Here is a 15,873-nt window from a genome sequence, read left to right on the forward strand (position 1 = left end):
AAGCGCGGGGGCGAGGCGGGGCTTCGATTGCGCGCGCCGGGGGCTGGGGGTAAAAGAAGCCGTTAACGCCCCGTAGCGCTGCCTGGTGCGGCAAACCTGCGGGACAGCTCATTGTAGGGTGGCGTTCAGTGGCGGGTGTTTATGAGGCAGGCAGGTGGTGAAACTTGAGCGTTAGCCTGGAATGGCAGGAATCGACCCTAAGCGGTCATTAACCTCGTATCGAAGCCAACCAATCTTTAAAAAATTCTTTTTGAAGTGTCACAGGGGATGGGATGACATCAGCTCCTTCTTCGAAGATGCGTACCAGATTTTCTCTGGTTGCTGGCTTTCCCATTTCCATCTTGTATGCAACTTTCCCTTTCCCCATGTCACGAGCCATAGCGGATGGGTACACGTTAATACTGGCACCGTAACAAAACGGAATCAGCCCTTCATTCTCTAATTCCAATCGAATCGTACAAAGAGCCTCGAAGTAGTCGTGAGCCTCTGATGAAATAGTCTTTCCTCTGTACTCACATACAAGGCGAAACAGCCCATTTGCCTCGTCCTCTATGAAGTTCGCAGTTTCATCATCTGCACCGCCAATCAAGAATATTTGATGTTGCGTCATAAAATTCCGGGTCTGTCGAGAGAGCAACGATACGCTCAAGAATTAAGAGAGAAAGTCAGCTTCTGGCCGCTAGCTGCCATCATTACCTTCATTTAACACGCTTGTCCTCGACCCAATGGGGGGCATGTACATGCCAATGAGAGCTAAGTCTTACATAAAGAACTCTTCTTGAGGAACGTCTAAATCCAGTGCCCCAAAGACAAAAGTAATTTTTGCACCTCTCATGAATGGAAGTAGTTCAAGATCACCTAGAATGATGCCATATAGGGTTTGTGCGCTATGACAGGAAAAGACCGCCTCGGCATCTCCGCCGTCAATTGCCATGTCATCTCCCAAATACTCTCCAGCCCCGTTTCTCTCTAGAATTGGGCGCAATTTATCAATAAACTCGCTATAAGGAATAATGTCTCGGATACCGTGCTTAAAATTGATAATAACGTGCTCCATCGAATGCCCCCAACTCCTGACCTTAATATTGTGCTGCTGCTTTTGGCCGAAAGTGGCCGTATTTTTCTGCCTTGCTAAGCGACACCGTTCTCTTGATGTCTACCTAAGAATTCTGCGTACCACTGCATCATTTTCCTACGCTCTTCCAGATACTCCGCTCGATGGTAAGCGGCGCGTACTTTGTTGCGCTCCGCATGAGCGAGCTGCTTCTCTATGATATCTGGATCGAAGCCTTCTTCATTAAGAACTGTCGAAGCTAGCGCGCGGAAGCCGTGCGGTGTCGCAGTGCCTTTATAGCCCATGCGGCCCATGGCATAGCCCAACGTGTTCTCGGACATCGGTTTCTTGAGGTCTGTCACAGCGGGGAAGAGCAAAGCGCTTTTACCTGTCAGTGGGCGCAGTTCTTTCAGCAGCTCCAGAGCCTGCCGCGATAGCGGCACAAGGTGAGGCTCGCGCATCTTCATGCGTTCGGCTGGTATCCGCCATTCCGCGCGCTCTTCATCAAACTCTTCCCAGCGTGCGGCGCGCAGTTCACCAGGACGGACGAAGGTCAGCATCAGCAGATGCATGGCAATGCGGGTGGGGATGTAGAGAGGTTCGGCCGCCAGGCGGCGGTAGAACTCGCGTAGCTCGCCGCGCGGCAGTGCAGGGCGGTGTTCTACCTTCTTTGCGCGTATCGCGCCTGTAAGGTCTGTTGCCGGGTTGTAGACGGCGCGGCCGGTCTGGATGGCATAGCGGATGACTGCGCTGATCCGCTGTAGCACGCGCTGGGCGGTTTCCACTGCGCCGCGTTTTTCAATCTTGCGGATGGTATCCAGGATAATCGGGGCGGTGAGTTGGGAAACCGGGAGCTTGCCGAGGTCGGGGAAGGCGTCAGCCTTGAGGGAGTCGAGAATTCTGACAGCGTGGTCATCGGTCCAGCGTGGCAGCTGTTTGTCGTACCACTCGCGGGCGACAATCTCGAAGGAGTTTTCAACGGTGAGCTGCCTCTCGCGCTTCTGCTCTTTCTTGGCTGCGTTTGGGTCGGTCCCTGCCGCCAGCAGTTTGCGCGCGGCCTCGCGCTTCTCCCGTGCGTCTTTTAGCGAGGTGGCGGGGTAGACGCCGAAGGCGAGGGTTTTCTGCTTGCCGTCGAATCGGTAGGCCATGCGCCAGTACTTCGCGCCGTTGGGCATCACCCAAAGAAAGAGGCTGCCGCCATCGGCCAACTTGGCAGGTTTTCCGTCTTCCCTGGGCTTGGCATTGCGGATGGCGGTATCTGTTAGTGGCATGTTGGCATTTCCTGCTGTTGGTATCAGCAGTGATGGTATCTCGTACCAAAATATATACCAACATTTTGCGCCGGCTTTGGCTGGATGGTGCTGGACGGAAATGGACAACAAAAAACCCGCAAAGCCTTGTGCTGTGCGGGTTTCCTGGTACTTCTCGGACTCTCTCGGAGTGATCGCTGGTGCCCAGAGTCGGACTCGAACCGACACGCCTTGCGGCGGGGGATTTTGAATCCCCTGCGTCTACCAATTTCGCCATCCGGGCGACACCTGCGAGACACGGATATTAACCTTGCGCCAACGGCTTGTAAATAGTTGGCGCTCAGTCTTTTTTCAGTTTCAGCGCGTGGTCATACAGCTGCTTGCGGTTGGCGCCGGTGATCTGGGCCGCCAGCGTGGCGGCTTGCTTGGTGGGCAGCTCCGCCGCCAACAGTTGCAGCACGCGCACGGTTTCGGCTGGCAGCGCGTCGTCGCTGGCTTCCACCGCCGGCGCGGCGTCTATGATCAGCGCGATTTCGCCGCGCTGCTGGTTGCTGTCGGCCTTCACCCACTCCAGCAGCTCCGCCGCCGGCAGCGCCTGGAAGGTTTCGAAGGTTTTGGTCAGCTCGCGGCTGAGCATCACCCGGCGCTCCGGTCCCAGCTCCGCCACGATGTCGGCCAGCGCGTCCACGATGCGGTGCGGCGCTTCGTAGCAGATGGTGAGGTGGGGCGCGTCCTGCCATTGCTGCAGCGTCTTGCGGCGCTCGCCGCTTTTGGATGGCAGAAAGCCGTGGAACAGGAAGGTGGGCGCGGTGAAGCCGCTGGCGGATAGCGCGGCGATCACGGCGCTGGCGCCGGGCAGCGGGCGCACCGGATGGCCGGCGGCGCGCACGGCTTCCACCAGGCGGGCGCCGGGATCGGATACCGCCGGGGTGCCGGCGTCGGACACCTGAGCGACGATCTGGCCTTCGCCCAGCCAGCGGATCACCTGTTCCGCCATGCTGCGTTCGTTGTGTTCGCGCAGGCTGACCAGGCGCTTGGCGCGTATGCCATATGCGGATAGCAACTGGCCGGTAACCCGAGTATCCTCGGCGCAGACGACATCCGCAGCCTCGAAGACCGCCAGGGCGCGGGCGCTGATGTCGGCCAGATTTCCAATGGGCGTGGCCACCACATATAATGTGCCGCGACAGAAACTTTCCCTGGCAGCATCAAGCAGGTGGGCGAACGAAGTATGCAAAGACTGACTCCGCTGTTGGTTGGCGTCTTGTTGACGTGGTTGACGCCGACAATGGCGCAAACCCCCGACTATATCATCCAAAGCAATAGCGCGCCGATCCGCTCGCTGAGCGCGCCGCCCGGCCAGACGCCGCGCTTGGCGCCGGCTCCGGCCGCCGCCGCTCCTGTCGGCAGCCCGCAATCGTCCTTGCCGACCAGCGCGCCGGCAGCCAGGGCCCCTGCCCACGCCAGGGTGCGCATCGGCGTGATCCTGCCGGTGGAGTCGTCAGCGTTGGGTGAGGCGGCGGCGGTGGTGCGCAGCGGCGTGGAGGCGGCGGCGCAGGTGGACCAGAGTGCTGAGCTGATCAGCGTGGACGCCACCACCGACAATGTGGTGCAGCGCTACCGCGCGGCGGTGGCCGATGGCGTCAACGTGGTGATCGGCCCGCTGTCGCGCGACGCCATCGCCCAATTGGCGCCGTCGGTGACGGTGCCGACGCTGGCGCTCAATTCCGTCGGCCGCGAGGTGGCGGCCAATCCCAGGCTGTATTCGCTGTCGCTGATCGTGGAGGGCGAGGCCCGCCAGCTGGCGCGGCTGATGCGCGACGACGGCCGCACCAGCCCGATGTTGGTGGTGGGTCGCGACGCGCTGTCGCAGCGGCTGGGCGCAGCCTTCGCCGACGAGTGGCGCGCGCTGACTGGCAAGCCTGCGCTGCAGCAGCCGTTTGACGCCGACAATCTGCCTGCGCTGCTGCAGGCCAGTGGCCAGGCCGACGCGCTGGCGCTGGCGCTGGACGCCGCGCAGGCGGCGAAACTCAAGGCGGCGCTGACGCCGGACATGCCGGTGTACGGCACTTCGCAATTGAATGTGGGCGGCAGCCAGCCGGAGTTGGCCGGTGTGCGCTTCATCGACATGCCATGGTTCCTGATGCCGGACCATCCGGCGGTGAAGCGCTACCCGCGCCCGGCCAACGCGCTGACGCCGCAGACCGAGCGTCTGTACGCGCTGGGCATCGACGCCTACCGGCTTGCGGTGCAGATGGCCGGCAGCCGTCCCGGCGCGATCATCCGGCTGGATGGCGTGACCGGCGATTTGAGGCTGGGCCGCGACCGGGTGTTCGAGCGCCAGCTGCCCGCCGGTGTGATGGGCGGCAACGCGCTGCAATGAACCAGGCCGGCCGCGAAGCCGAAGACCGCGCGCTGGCGCTGCTTGAGGCCCGCGGCCTGAAGCTGGTGGCGCGCAACTGGCATTGCCGCGGCGGCGAGATCGATCTGATCATGCGCGATGGCGGCTGCTGGGTGTTCATCGAAGTCCGCCATCGCGGCGGCAGCCGCTTCGGCAGCGCCGCCGACAGCATTACCCAGGCCAAGCAGCGGAAACTGCTGCTGGCTGCCGAGGTCTATCTAGCCAGCCACAATATCGACGCTCCCTGCCGTTTCGACGCGGTGGTGAGCGTGGGCGGCGATCCGCCGCAGTGGCTGACGAACATTTTCACGCAGTAAGTAGAGAAAAGGGGATCCCCCAATGGATCTGATTGACCGGGTCAACGGCCACTTCCTGGAAAGCATCGCCACCAAGCAGGAGGCGATGGAACTGCTATCGCCGGGCGTGGCGGCCGCCGCGGAGCGCATGGTGGCCTGCCTGATGAACGAGGGCAAGATTCTGGCCTGCGGCAACGGCGGCTCTGCCGCCGACGCCCAGCATTTCGCCGCCGAGATGTTGGGCCGCTTCGAGAAGGAGCGCCCGGGCCTGGCGGCGATTTCGCTGGCCACCGACACTTCGGCGCTCACCGCAATCGGCAACGATTACGATTTCGACATGGTGTTTTCCAAGCAGGTGCGGGCCTTGGGGCATACCAACGACCTGCTGCTGGCGATCTCCACATCCGGCAATTCCGCCAACGTGATCGAAGCCATCTACGCCGCGCATGAGCGTGGCATGAGCGTGATCGCGCTCACCGGCAAGGACGGCGGCAAGATCACGGAAATCCTGTCGCCGGAAGATATCCATTTGAACGTGCCGTCGCTACGCACCTGCCGGATCCAGGAAGTGCATATCCTGCTGATCCACGCGCTATGCGATGCCATCGACTGCATGCTGTTGGGAGGGGAGTGAAATGAAGCGTAGCGTATTTGCGTTGTTGCTGGCGGCCGGTTGCGCCAGCGCCTTGAGCGGTTGCGTGGGCCTGGTGGCGGCTGGCGCCGCCGGCGGCGCGCTGGTGGCGTCCGACCGCCGCACCAGCGGGTCTTATGTGGATGATCAGGGCATAGAGCTGAAGTCCGGTGAGCAGATCGCCAGCCGGCTGCCGTCGGCCCACGTCAACCGCACCAGCTTCAACCGCGCGGTGCTGCTCACCGGCGAGGTGCCCAGCGACGAGGCGCGCCAGCAGGCCGAGTTGATCGCGCGCGGCATCCCCAATGTGCGCCGCGTCTACAACTATACGGTGGTGGCGCCGGTGTCCGGCTTCTCCGCGCGCAGCAACGACACCTGGATCACCAGCAAGGTGCGCGCGCGGTTGCTGGACGGCAAGGGCGTGAATCCCAACGACGTCAAGGTGGTGACGGAGGCCGGCGTGGTCTACATGCTGGGCCTGGTGACCCAGGGCGAAGGCGCCGAAGCGGCGCGCGTGGCCAGCGAAACCGCCGGCGTGCAGAAGGTGGTGACGCTGTTCGAATACATTCAGGATGTGACCCCGGCGCAGTAAGGTCGGGACGGCGGGAAGGAGAAGGGCGGCCCAGGCCGCCCTTTTTCATACCGTGCTGCTTTGCGGCACCAGCAGGTCGGCGCACAGCACATGCATGCACTCGTCGATCTCTATCGCCATCGACATCGTCAGGCAGGAGCGCGGATCGGTCATCGACAGGTAGGGCTCGCTCATGTACAGCACGCCGGGCTGGTCGACCGCGTGCTGGAAATAGCTGCGGCGCGACCACACCGCGCCGGTGGTGTCGGCCAGCGGCGCGTAGCGCGGGTCGGTGGCGGCGGGCGACTGGCGGCTGTTGAGGTTGCGGCCTATCTGCCGGCCTTCGCTGTCCAAAAGGAAGCAGCGGATCACGTCCGGCAGGCTCAGCATGGGTTTGGCGGCTAGGTCGAACGGCGTGCCCTGCATCAGCGAGATGGCGCTTTGCACGAAGCATTGCCGCGCCAACTCGATCTGGCGGCGGGTGAGCTTGCGCTTGAGCAGCGAGTGCGCCATCAGTTCATCCCAGCGCTCGTCCAGCCTGGGGGTGATGATCTCGTCGCTGGTCGGCTGCTCGGCCGGATGGGCGATGAAAAAGCCCTGGATCAGGTCGCAGCCCGAGTCCATCGCAATCAGCACGTCGCGTTCGGTTTCTATCCCTTCCACCACCACCAGCGCACCAATTTCGTGCATCAGCCGCACCAGCCTGGTCAGCAGGCTGCGGCTGCGCGGCTGCAGGATGGCGTTGCGCAGCAACTGGCGGTCGAACTTCACCAGGCTGGGCTCCAGCTGGCATACCCGCTCCAGGTTGGAGTGGCCGACGCCGAAGTCGTCGATGGCGATCATGAAGCCATGGTTCTTCAGGATGTTGACGCCTTCGATCAGCGCCTCGTCCACTTCCAGCACGTGCTCCAGCACTTCCAGCACCACTTTGTGCGGTTCCAGGCCGGCCTGGCGGATGTTGTTGACCAGCGCCATCGCCCGGTCCGGGCGCGACAGCGAGGCGGCGTCGATATTGAGGAACAGCCAGTGCGGCTTGTCGGTCGGCAGCTGCAGGAAGCGCTGGATATGGGCGTGGCAGACGGCCAGGTCGAACTGGTGGCGCTTTTCCGGCGACACCATGGTGTAGAAGGCCTCGGCGGGGCTCAGCGCGGTAATGCCCTGCTCGGCACGCAACAGCGCTTCCATGCCTATGCTGCGTCGATGCGCCAGGCTGTAGATGGGCTGAAAGTGGCTGCCGATTTTCAGGCCGGCGTGCTCGAATGCTGTCATCGCGATACTGCCTCCATGTGTCCGGGCTCTATTGGTCCGTATCCCCGCTGCTCAAGCAATCGGCATTCCAGTTTAGTGCATGGGCAATAAAATAAAAAACGGGCCCGAGGGCCCGTCGTCAACGAATGTTAAGTTGACGGGGAAAACAACAGCCCCGTCGGCCGAACAGTCAGTTTTGCTGGATGCCGGCCACCAGCCACTTGCCGCCGGTGCTGCCGTCCTTGATGTAGTGCCAGGTTTCGCTGAACGGCACGATGGGAGAGCCCACTTCTTCGCTGACGTTGCCGCTGAACTGCACGCTGGCCACGTAACGGCCGTTTTCCACGGTGGCGTCGGCCAGTTGGCAGTCCAGCTGCGGGAAGTCGGCCACCGCGCTGTTGCCGCCGATGTCGTCGCGCAGCGCGTTGAACAGCTCAGGCGTCATGTACTTGCGCACTTCCTCCAGGCTTTCCGGCGTGTTCAGGCTTTGCAGGTGCAGGAAGGTGGCCTTGGCCTGGCGCAGGAAGTTGGGGGTTTCGGTGCCGTCGGGCAGGCGCGCCGGCGCGCTGGCCGGCGCGGCATTGAAGCCGCCGCCATTGCTGAAGCCGCCATTGTTGCTTAGGCCGGAGCCTATCTTGGGGATGGCGTCAAAACCGCTGGCCTGGCTGTTCATGCCCTGCGGCATGCCCGCCGGTTGCGGCGCGTTGCCCACCGGATTGCCGGCTTTGCGGCGGAAGTACATCATGCCGCCGACCAGGGCCAGACCCAGCAGCGCCAGCATGCCCCAGGGCATGCCGCCTTTTTCCTGCTGCGCCGGAGCCGATTGCGCGGCTTGTTGCTCGGTCGGCGCGGCGTTCTGCTGCGCCGGAGCGGCCTGCTTCTCGTTGCCGGAGGAGCCGATCATGTAGCCGGCCGCGGCGCCGACTGCGCCAGCCGCCAGCGCTGTGCCGATGCCCGGGCCGGATTTCTGCGGAGCCTGAGCCGGGATGCCGCCTGCCTGCGGCGCGGCCATCGGCTGCGGGGCCGGGGTGCTGGGTTGATAGGTACGGGTGGGGGCGGAGCGCTGCATGCCTGCGCTCTTGCCTTTGCCCAGGCGCGCGGCCTCGGCAAATGGACTGGCCAACACGGAAACCATGGTGAAGGCGAGTACGATCGTCTTCGCACGAGTGGTCATGTTTTATTTTCCTGAGTGGTTTGAGTTGCCCGGATATGACCGGGAAGATGCAATTTAGTTTTGGTTTTAATCAAGAATTTCAAGCACAGTGGCGATTTCTTCGCGGATGCCGAAGCGGACATTGTAGCAGTATAGCGACACGCCATAGATCCGGCCGGGATCATCCTGGTAGGCCGGGCGGGGATCTTGCGCCAGCACCTGCTCCACCAGCAGGGCGAAGTCCGGCGGCGCATCCAGGCCGGCGAGCTGTTGCAAGGCGTTCGCGCTCCATTCCACCCGCAACTGCGGCGGGGGGCCGCTGACAAAGCCGCCGCTGGCCTCCGGCCGGGCTTCCGCAAACGGTATGTAAGGCTTGATGTCCACCACCGGCGTGCCGTCCAGCAGATCGGCCCCGGCCAGCCGCAACCGCACGCCATGGTCGCATTCCACTGCCGCCAGCTCCACCAGCGACAGGCCCAGGGGATTGGGCCTATGGGTGGAACGGCTGGCGAACACGCCCACCTTGGCGTTGCCGCCCAGGCGGGGAGGGCGCACCAGCGGTTGCCAGCCGCGGCCCATGGTCTGATGGAAGATGAAGCTGATCCAGACATGGGAGAACGCCGCCAGGCCGCGCACGCAATCAGGCTGATTGTAGGGCGGCAGCAACTCCAGGGTGACGCGGGCGGCATTGGCCAGAGAGGGCTGGCGTGGAATGCCGAATTTTTCCCGGTAAGGCGAGCGGATCACGCCCACTGGTTCGAAAGCGTAAGTCATGGCCGGATTGTAGCATCTGCGCGCGCCGCATCCGGCGGCGGCGCGGATGGCCGGCGTCAGCTGATAAAATGTTTGTTGTAGCGGGCGTTAAGCTGGTTCATCGGCAGCAGCATGAAGAAGTCGGCGCAGTTGAAGTCAGGGTCCCAGGCCGGCTCGCCGCAGACGTGGGCGCCGGCGCGCAGATAGCCCTTGATCAGCGGCGGCAGCGGCACCGGCGCGGAGTTGTCGATCACGCGGTCCAGCGGCAGCGGCAGGTGGGGGAACACGCGCCAGTCGGCCGGCGCCAGGTGCTTGCCTTCCAGCTGGCGGTATAGGCTCACCGCCTGGTGGCCGCCGTCGGTCAGCGACACGCTGGCGCAGCCGGCCAGATAGGCGCCGCCCTGCTGCTGTACATAATCGGCCAGGCCGGACCACAACAGCGCGATCACCGCGCCGGAGCGGAAGTCGCGGTGCACGCAGGAGCGGCCCATTTCGATCAGGCTGTCGCGCAGGTGGGCGAGGCGGCCCAGGTCGAACTCGTGTTCCGAGTACAGGCAGGGCGCGCGGCGGGCGGCCGCGGGCGGCAGCATGCGGTAGGTGCCTACTATCAGGCCGCTGGTGTGGTCTTCCACGATCAGGTGGTCGCACAGTTCGTCGTACTCGTCGCAGTCTATGCCCAGCTCGCGCGAGGCAAGTTCGGCGCCCATTTCGCCGGCAAACACGTCGAAGCGCAGCTTCTGCGCGCGGCGGATGTCTTCTGCGCTGTTGGCCAAGCGGACGGCCAGCCTCGGTTTGGTCCTGCCTGCAAGCTGTTCATTTAGCAGCATGTTTTGCCCCTCGTGGTGATGAGCCACATGCTAGGGGCGCTGTTTGACGTGTTAATGTCTGTGCGATGACCTTGTTATGACTGTGGCTTGACGATAGCGTTACGCGCTTGGATTTATTGAAATCAAGGACTTATCAGCTAAACCGTTTTGGCGTAGAATAGGCCGTTTTTCCGCCAGATTTGCTCCTTCAGCCATGATTTATCCGACAAGCTTCGACGTGATAGTGGTGGGCGGCGGTCACGCCGGCACCGAGGCCGCGCTGGCCGCGGCGCGCATGGGGTGCGCCACCCTTCTTCTGACGCACAATATCGAGACCCTGGGTCAGATGTCGTGCAACCCGTCGATCGGCGGCATCGGCAAGGGCCATCTGGTGAAAGAGGTGGACGCGCTGGGCGGCGCGATGGCGCTGGCCACCGACATCGGCGGCATCCAGTTCCGCACGCTCAACGGCTCCAAGGGCCCCGCGGTGCGCGCCACCCGCGCCCAGGCCGACCGCGTGCTGTACAAGGCCGCCATCCGCGAGATGCTGGAGAACCAGCCTAATCTGACGTTGTTCCAGCAGCCGGTGGACGACTTGTTGATCGAAGGCGACCGCGTCGCCGGCGCCATCACCGCCATCGGCATCACCTTCCGCGCCAAGACTGTGGTGCTGACCGCCGGCACTTTCCTGTCCGGCAAGATCCACGTCGGAATGGAAAATTACACCGGCGGCCGCGCCGGCGACCAGGCGGCGTCCACGCTGGGCGCGCGCTTGCGCGAACTGAGCCTGCCGGTGGGCCGGCTGAAGACCGGCACGCCGCCGCGCATCGACGGCCGCAGCGTCGATTTCTCGGTGATGGAGGAGCAGCCGGGCGACATCCCGGAGCCGGTGTTCTCCTACCGCGGCAAGCGCGAAATGCATCCCAGGCAGCTGCCGTGCTGGATCACCCACACCAACGAGCGCACCCACGACATCATCCGCAGCGGCTTCGACCGCAGCCCGATGTTCACCGGTGTGATCGAAGGCGTCGGCCCGCGCTACTGCCCGTCCATCGAAGACAAGATCAACCGCTTCGCCGACAAGGACAGCCATCAGGTGTTCTTGGAGCCGGAGGGCCTGACCACCCATGAGTTCTACCCTAACGGCATTTCCACCAGCCTGCCGTTCGATATCCAGCTGGCGGCGGTGCGCAGCATCCGCGGCATGGAGAACGCCCACATCCTGCGCCCCGGCTACGCCATCGAGTACGATTACTTCGACCCGCGCGGCCTGAAGGCCTCGCTGGAGACCAAGGCGATCAAGGGCCTATTCTTCGCCGGCCAGATCAATGGCACCACCGGCTACGAAGAAGCCGCCGCGCAGGGCCTGCTCGCCGGCCTCAACGCCGGCCTATACGTCCGCGAGCAGGACGCCTGGTGCCCGCGCCGCGACGAGGGCTATCTGGGCGTGCTGGTGGACGACCTGATCACCAAGGGCGTGTCCGAGCCGTACCGCATGTTCACCAGCCGCGCCGAGTTCCGCCTGCAGCTGCGCGAGGACAACGCCGACCTGCGCCTGACCGAGATGGGCCGCAAGCTGGGCTTGGTGGGAGACGCGCAATGGGACGCCTTCTGCAAGAAACGCGATGCCGTCGAGGCCGAGAAGGCGCGTCTCGCGACCACCTGGCTGCATCCGTCCAAACTGTCCGATCCGACCGGCCTAGAGCGCCTGCTGGGCAAGGGCATCGAGCGCGAGTACGCGCTGTCCGACCTGCTCAAGCGCCCCAATGTGCGCTACCGCGACCTGATGTCGGTGCCGGAAGCCGGCGCCAGTGCCCCCGAGCTTGACGAGGTGGTTGCCGAGCAGGTGGAAATTCAGGTCAAATACCAGGGATACATCAACCGCCAGAACGAAGAGCTGGCGCGCCGCGACAATCTGGAAGACATCCGTCTGCCGGGCGACATCGACTACAGTCTGGTGAAGGGCCTGTCCAAGGAAGTGCAGCAGAAGCTTAACCAGCAGCGCCCGGAAACCATGGGCCAGGCTTCGCGCATCCAGGGCATCACTCCCGCCGCCGTCGCCTTGCTGATGGTGCACCTGAAGCGCGGCTTCACCGACGCCACGAAAACCGCATGACACAACATATCGCAGAATTGCACCAGGGGCTGGCCAAGCTGGCCCTGGACTTCACCGAACGGCAGCAGGAATTGCTGCAGCGTTACCTGGCGCTGCTGGTGAAATGGAACCAGACCTACAATCTCACCGCCATCCGCCAGGAAGAACGCATGGTCAGCTATCATTTGCTGGACAGCCTGAGCCTGGTGCCGCACCTGGCCGGCGGCGCGCGCATGCTGGACGTGGGTTCCGGCGGCGGCATGCCGGGCATTCCCACCGCCATCGCGCGGCCGGACCTGCAGGTGGTGCTGCTGGATTCCAACCACAAGAAAACCACTTTTCTACGCCAGGTGGTGGTGGAACTGGGCCTGCCCAACGTCCAGGTGGTAACCGACCGCGTCGAGGCCTACCAGCCGGAGGCGAAGTTCGACCGCATCACCAGCCGGGCGTTCTCCGAGCTGTCCGAGTTCGTCAAGCTGACCCGCCACCTGTTGGCCGAAGACGGCCAGTACGTGGCGATGAAGGGCGTGTACCCGTATGAGGAAATCGCCTTGCTGCCGCAAGGCGTGGCGGTTTCGGAGGTGCTGCCGGTAACGGTGCCGGGGCTGGACGCCGAACGCCATCTGGTGAGGATGGTGCTGCAATGAATCCACGCGTGATCGCGGTGGCCAACCAGAAGGGCGGAGTGGGCAAGACCACCACCGTCGTCAATCTGGCGGCCGGTTTGGCCGATCTGGGCCGGCGGGTGCTGATCGTCGATCTCGATCCCCAGGGCAACGCCACCATGGGCAGCGGCATCGCCAAGCAGTCGCTGGAGAAGTCCGGCTACGACGTGCTGCTGGGCGAGGCCACCGTGGAGGAGGCGCGCCAGGATGCCAAGGCGGGCGGCTACCACGTGCTGCCGGCCAACCGCGATCTTGGCGGCGCCGAGCTGGAGCTGGTCAACGAGCTGGCGCGCGAGGCGCGGCTGAAAAATGCCTTGGCCGCGGTGGAGGACCAGTACGACTATGTGCTGATCGACTGCCCGCCGTCGCTGAACCTGTTGACGCTGAACGGCCTGGTGGCCGCGCACAGCGTGCTGATCCCGATGGTGTGCGAATACTACGCGCTGGAAGGCCTGTCCGATCTGGTGTCCACGCTGCGCAAGGTGCGGCTGGCGGTCAACCCCAAGATCGAGATCATGGGCCTTTTGCGCACCATGTTCGACGCCCGCAACAATCTGTCGCAACAGGTTTCGGCGCAACTGGCGCGCCATTTCGGCGACAAGGTGTTCCAAACCGTCATCCCGCGCAATGTGCGCCTGGCCGAGGCGCCCAGCCACGGCTTGCCGGGCCTGGTCTACGATCGCAACTCCCGCGGCGCTCAGGCGTACCTGACGCTGGCGCAAGAGCTGATCGAGCGCCTTGAACCCGCAACCGCAACTCCCACCGTCTGACAATATGGCCAAACTCAAAGGATTGGGGCGCGGACTTGACGCGCTCCTGTCCACCGCTGACACGGTGGACGACAGACTGACCACCCTTCCCATCGACAGCATCCGTCCCGGCAAGTACCAGCCGCGCAGCTTCATGGACGAAACCGCGCTGGAAGAGCTGGCGGCCTCCATCCGCGTGCAAGGCATCATCCAGCCGCTGATCGTGCGCGAGCTGGGATTGGGCGACTATGAGCTGATCGCCGGCGAGCGCCGCTGGCGCGCCTCGCGCAAGGCCGGCCTGGCCGAGGTGCCGGTGGTGATCAAGAGCGTGCCCGACGAGGCGGCGCTGGCGATGGCGCTGATCGAGAACATCCAGCGCCAGGAACTGGACCCGATCGAGGAGGCGCAGGGCATCAAGCGGCTGATAGACGAATTCGGCCTCACCCACGAAGCCGCGGCCGACGCGGTGGGCCGTTCGCGCAGCGCGGTGTCCAATCTGCTGCGCTTGTTGGTGCTGCCGCAGCCGCTGCAGCAGATGATGCACGAGGGCCAGCTGGAGATGGGCCACGCCCGCGCCTTGCTGTCGCTGCCTACCGTTTCCCAGCTTGAACTGGCGCAAGAGGTGGTGCGCAAGGGCTTGTCGGTGCGCGAGGTGGAGCGCCGGGTGCAACAGCATGATGTGCAAAAAACCACAGTTGCTCCGCAACAAAATCGCGTCGATCCCGATGTGGAGCGGCTGGAAAACCAGGTGTCGGAAGCGATAGGCGCCAAGGTCAGCATTCGTCATGCCAATGGCGGCAACGGCAGGCTGATCATAGAATATGCCAGTCTGGACGAGTTGGATGCGCTGCTGGAGAAATTGCAGAAAAAACCCCAAAAATGAGAATGTTGCGCCGCAAAAGCCGCCCAGCGGCAAAGTTGACGCAACTCAAGCGCAAAGCCTATAATCCAGCGGTTTTTTTGCACTGGCAGTCATGGTAAATCCGGAAGTGAGGCGCGTGCTGCGCCTGCAGGCCAGCCTGGTCGGGCTGGCGGTGCTGATTTCACTGCTTGTCGGCGCCGGAAGCCTGGTAGTGGTGGTGTCCACCCTGCTGGGCGGAGTGGTGGTGCTAGTGCCGGCCCTGGTGTACGCCAGGATCGCCTATGCCAAACGTCATGTCCCTCCCGCGGCGTTGATCAAGGCGCATTTTCTGGCCGAAGCGGTAAAGTTTTGCCTGACCGTGCTGTTAAGTGGCGCGGTTTGGGCTGGTTTCAAGGATTTGTCCGTAGTCGGCTTTCTCGGTGGGTTCTTTGCCGCCATCTCCGGCTACGGTTTCGGGCTTCTAATCAAAAATTGAGAAAAGAGCGATGGCAAGCAACGCAACTGATTACATCAAGCACCACCTAACCTTCTGGAACTCGGATCCCTCGGCCGGCTTCTGGAGCCTGCACGTCGACACGTTCTCCATCTCCCTGCTGCTTGGCTTCCTGTTCGTAGGCGTGTTCGCCATGGTGGCGCGCCGCGCCAGCATCGAAGCGCCGGGCCGCCTGCAACTGTTCGTGGAGATGATTATCGAACTGGTGCAGACTCAGGTGCGCGAAGTGTTCCACGGCAAGAGCAAGATGATCGCCCCCCTGGCGCTGACCATCTTCTGCTGGGTGTTCCTGATGAACTTCATGGACCTGTTCCCGGTGGATCTGTTCCCGATGGCCGCGCAGTGGATCGGCTACACCTTCTTCGGCCTGGAGCCGCATCACGTGTATTTCCGCGTGGTGCCGTCCGCCGACGTCAACTCCACCTTCGCCATGTCGCTGTCGGTGCTGATCCTGATCGTCGCCTTCTCGATCAAGGCCAAGGGCCTGGGTGGCTGGGGCAAGGAGTTGCTGACCGCGCCGTTCCATTCGTCCCATCCTGTGGGCGCCGTGATCCTGGCTCCGCTGAACTTCGCGTTCCAGCTGGTCGAACTGGCCGCCAAGCCGATTTCGCTGTCTCTTCGTCTGTTCGGCAACCTGTACGCCGGCGAACTGATCTTCATCCTGATCGCGCTGCTGCCTTGGGGCCTGCAGTGGGTGCTGGGCGCGCCGTGGGCGATCTTCCACATCCTGATCATCACCCTGCAGGCCTTCGTGTTCATGATGCTGACCATCGTGTACCTGAGTCTGGCAGTGGAAGCGCACTGATTTACCCGTAGATTGACCATACTTTTTTACCAACCATCCTT

General features: G+C 63.2%; 18 protein-coding genes and 1 tRNA gene. 10 read left to right on the top strand and 9 right to left on the bottom strand.

Annotation, left to right across the window (positions count from 1 at the left end; translation table 11 throughout):
* Positions 1–208 precede the first annotated feature (208 nt).
* The 5 genes from BI347_RS23410 to rsmI all read right to left on the bottom strand — a co-directional run bounded on the left by BI347_RS23410 (position 209) and on the right by rsmI (position 3,475).
* Positions 209–610: a hypothetical protein gene (locus BI347_RS23410; RefSeq protein ID WP_139167164.1), complete on the bottom strand. Its 402-nt coding sequence runs from the start codon at positions 608–610 to the stop codon at positions 209–211.
* Positions 611–760: 150 nt separating this feature from the next.
* Positions 761–1,057, bottom strand: coding sequence for a hypothetical protein (locus BI347_RS02645; protein WP_071115236.1), 297 nt, complete (start codon positions 1,055–1,057; stop codon positions 761–763).
* A gap of 74 nt (positions 1,058–1,131) precedes the next feature.
* Positions 1,132–2,325 (bottom strand): tyrosine-type recombinase/integrase, encoded by a 1,194-nt coding sequence (locus BI347_RS02650; protein WP_071115237.1) that lies wholly within the window; start codon positions 2,323–2,325, stop codon positions 1,132–1,134.
* Between the two features lie 177 nt (positions 2,326–2,502).
* Positions 2,503–2,587 (bottom strand) — tRNA-Leu (locus BI347_RS02655).
* Positions 2,588–2,644: 57 nt separating this feature from the next.
* Complete coding sequence (rsmI, locus tag BI347_RS02660) at positions 2,645–3,475, bottom strand: 16S rRNA (cytidine(1402)-2'-O)-methyltransferase (RefSeq protein ID WP_071115238.1); 831 nt, start codon at positions 3,473–3,475, stop codon at positions 2,645–2,647.
* A gap of 60 nt (positions 3,476–3,535) precedes the next feature.
* Here rsmI and BI347_RS02665 point away from each other — a divergent pair, with 60 nt between their 5' ends.
* The 4 genes from BI347_RS02665 to BI347_RS02680 are packed head-to-tail and all read left to right on the top strand — an operon-like array spanning position 3,536 to position 6,224.
* On the top strand, positions 3,536–4,687 hold the full coding sequence (locus tag BI347_RS02665; RefSeq protein ID WP_071115239.1) for a penicillin-binding protein activator: 1,152 nt from the start codon (positions 3,536–3,538) through the stop codon (positions 4,685–4,687).
* On the top strand, positions 4,684–5,022 hold the full coding sequence (locus tag BI347_RS02670; RefSeq protein WP_071115240.1) for a YraN family protein: 339 nt from the start codon (positions 4,684–4,686) through the stop codon (positions 5,020–5,022). Before BI347_RS02665 ends, BI347_RS02670 begins: the two co-directional genes overlap by 4 nt.
* Positions 5,023–5,044: 22 nt before the next feature.
* Positions 5,045–5,635: a phosphoheptose isomerase gene (locus tag BI347_RS02675; protein ID WP_071111345.1), complete on the top strand. Its 591-nt coding sequence runs from the start codon at positions 5,045–5,047 to the stop codon at positions 5,633–5,635.
* A 1-nt stretch (position 5,636) separates the two neighbouring features.
* Positions 5,637–6,224: a BON domain-containing protein gene (locus BI347_RS02680; protein ID WP_071111344.1), complete on the top strand. Its 588-nt coding sequence runs from the start codon at positions 5,637–5,639 to the stop codon at positions 6,222–6,224.
* A gap of 45 nt (positions 6,225–6,269) precedes the next feature.
* Here BI347_RS02680 and BI347_RS02685 read toward each other — a convergent pair whose 3' ends face one another.
* The 4 genes from BI347_RS02685 to BI347_RS02700 form a co-directional block, all read right to left on the bottom strand.
* Positions 6,270–7,472 (bottom strand): sensor domain-containing phosphodiesterase, encoded by a 1,203-nt coding sequence (locus BI347_RS02685; RefSeq protein WP_071111343.1) that lies wholly within the window; start codon positions 7,470–7,472, stop codon positions 6,270–6,272.
* Positions 7,473–7,641: 169 nt separating this feature from the next.
* Positions 7,642–8,625, bottom strand: a complete 984-nt coding sequence (locus BI347_RS02690; RefSeq protein ID WP_071115241.1) for a Tim44 domain-containing protein — start codon at positions 8,623–8,625, stop codon at positions 7,642–7,644.
* Positions 8,626–8,691: 66 nt separating this feature from the next.
* Positions 8,692–9,378: a tRNA (N6-threonylcarbamoyladenosine(37)-N6)-methyltransferase TrmO gene (tsaA, locus tag BI347_RS02695; protein ID WP_071115242.1), complete on the bottom strand. Its 687-nt coding sequence runs from the start codon at positions 9,376–9,378 to the stop codon at positions 8,692–8,694.
* Positions 9,379–9,434: 56 nt separating this feature from the next.
* Positions 9,435–10,184: a GNAT family N-acetyltransferase gene (locus BI347_RS02700; protein ID WP_071111340.1), complete on the bottom strand. Its 750-nt coding sequence runs from the start codon at positions 10,182–10,184 to the stop codon at positions 9,435–9,437.
* A gap of 193 nt (positions 10,185–10,377) precedes the next feature.
* On the opposite strand from BI347_RS02700, the gene mnmG reads away from it, so the two are divergent.
* From mnmG to atpB, 6 genes are all read left to right on the top strand, one after another.
* Positions 10,378–12,279: a tRNA uridine-5-carboxymethylaminomethyl(34) synthesis enzyme MnmG gene (mnmG, locus tag BI347_RS02705; protein ID WP_071115243.1), complete on the top strand. Its 1,902-nt coding sequence runs from the start codon at positions 10,378–10,380 to the stop codon at positions 12,277–12,279.
* Positions 12,276–12,905, top strand: coding sequence for a 16S rRNA (guanine(527)-N(7))-methyltransferase RsmG (gene rsmG / locus BI347_RS02710; protein WP_071111338.1), 630 nt, complete (start codon positions 12,276–12,278; stop codon positions 12,903–12,905). The genes mnmG and rsmG overlap by 4 nt, the downstream gene beginning before the upstream one ends.
* The gene (locus BI347_RS02715; protein ID WP_071115244.1) at positions 12,902–13,693 is read left to right on the top strand and encodes a ParA family protein; all 792 of its coding nucleotides are present in this window, start codon (positions 12,902–12,904) and stop codon (positions 13,691–13,693) included. Before rsmG ends, BI347_RS02715 begins: the two co-directional genes overlap by 4 nt.
* Positions 13,694–13,697: 4 nt before the next feature.
* Positions 13,698–14,555 carry a ParB/RepB/Spo0J family partition protein gene (locus BI347_RS02720; RefSeq protein WP_071115245.1) on the top strand — a complete coding sequence of 286 codons (858 nt, stop codon included), beginning with the start codon at positions 13,698–13,700 and terminating at the stop codon, positions 14,553–14,555.
* A gap of 115 nt (positions 14,556–14,670) precedes the next feature.
* A complete protein-coding gene (locus BI347_RS02725) occupies positions 14,671–15,009 on the top strand; it encodes an ATP synthase subunit I (protein WP_239690808.1) in 339 nt (112 codons plus the stop codon).
* A gap of 10 nt (positions 15,010–15,019) precedes the next feature.
* Positions 15,020–15,832: a F0F1 ATP synthase subunit A gene (atpB, locus tag BI347_RS02730; protein WP_071111334.1), complete on the top strand. Its 813-nt coding sequence runs from the start codon at positions 15,020–15,022 to the stop codon at positions 15,830–15,832.
* Positions 15,833–15,873 lie beyond the last annotated feature (41 nt).

Source organism: Chromobacterium sphagni (assembly GCF_001855575.1).
GTDB classification, from domain to species: Bacteria; Pseudomonadota; Gammaproteobacteria; order Burkholderiales; family Chromobacteriaceae; genus Chromobacterium; species Chromobacterium sphagni.

What these genes read in the sequence shown, in the direction of transcription:
- BI347_RS02680 (WP_071111344.1), top strand. Translation starts at nt 5,637, where the DNA reads ATGAAGCGTAGCGTATTTGCGTTGTTGCTGGCGGCCGGTTGCGCCAGC.
- BI347_RS23410 (WP_139167164.1), bottom strand. Translation starts at nt 610, where the DNA reads ATGACGCAACATCAAATATTCTTGATTGGCGGTGCAGATGATGAAACT.
- BI347_RS02645 (WP_071115236.1), bottom strand. Translation starts at nt 1,057, where the DNA reads ATGGAGCACGTTATTATCAATTTTAAGCACGGTATCCGAGACATTATT.
- rsmG (WP_071111338.1), top strand. Translation starts at nt 12,276, where the DNA reads ATGACACAACATATCGCAGAATTGCACCAGGGGCTGGCCAAGCTGGCC.
- mnmG (WP_071115243.1), top strand. Translation starts at nt 10,378, where the DNA reads ATGATTTATCCGACAAGCTTCGACGTGATAGTGGTGGGCGGCGGTCAC.
- BI347_RS02665 (WP_071115239.1), top strand. Translation starts at nt 3,536, where the DNA reads ATGCAAAGACTGACTCCGCTGTTGGTTGGCGTCTTGTTGACGTGGTTG.
- BI347_RS02675 (WP_071111345.1), top strand. Translation starts at nt 5,045, where the DNA reads ATGGATCTGATTGACCGGGTCAACGGCCACTTCCTGGAAAGCATCGCC.
- BI347_RS02685 (WP_071111343.1), bottom strand. Translation starts at nt 7,472, where the DNA reads ATGACAGCATTCGAGCACGCCGGCCTGAAAATCGGCAGCCACTTTCAG.
- BI347_RS02690 (WP_071115241.1), bottom strand. Translation starts at nt 8,625, where the DNA reads ATGACCACTCGTGCGAAGACGATCGTACTCGCCTTCACCATGGTTTCC.
- tsaA (WP_071115242.1), bottom strand. Translation starts at nt 9,378, where the DNA reads ATGACTTACGCTTTCGAACCAGTGGGCGTGATCCGCTCGCCTTACCGG.
- BI347_RS02670 (WP_071115240.1), top strand. Translation starts at nt 4,684, where the DNA reads ATGAACCAGGCCGGCCGCGAAGCCGAAGACCGCGCGCTGGCGCTGCTT.
- atpB (WP_071111334.1), top strand. Translation starts at nt 15,020, where the DNA reads ATGGCAAGCAACGCAACTGATTACATCAAGCACCACCTAACCTTCTGG.
- BI347_RS02650 (WP_071115237.1), bottom strand. Translation starts at nt 2,325, where the DNA reads ATGCCACTAACAGATACCGCCATCCGCAATGCCAAGCCCAGGGAAGAC.
- BI347_RS02700 (WP_071111340.1), bottom strand. Translation starts at nt 10,184, where the DNA reads ATGCTGCTAAATGAACAGCTTGCAGGCAGGACCAAACCGAGGCTGGCC.
- BI347_RS02715 (WP_071115244.1), top strand. Translation starts at nt 12,902, where the DNA reads ATGAATCCACGCGTGATCGCGGTGGCCAACCAGAAGGGCGGAGTGGGC.
- BI347_RS02720 (WP_071115245.1), top strand. Translation starts at nt 13,698, where the DNA reads ATGGCCAAACTCAAAGGATTGGGGCGCGGACTTGACGCGCTCCTGTCC.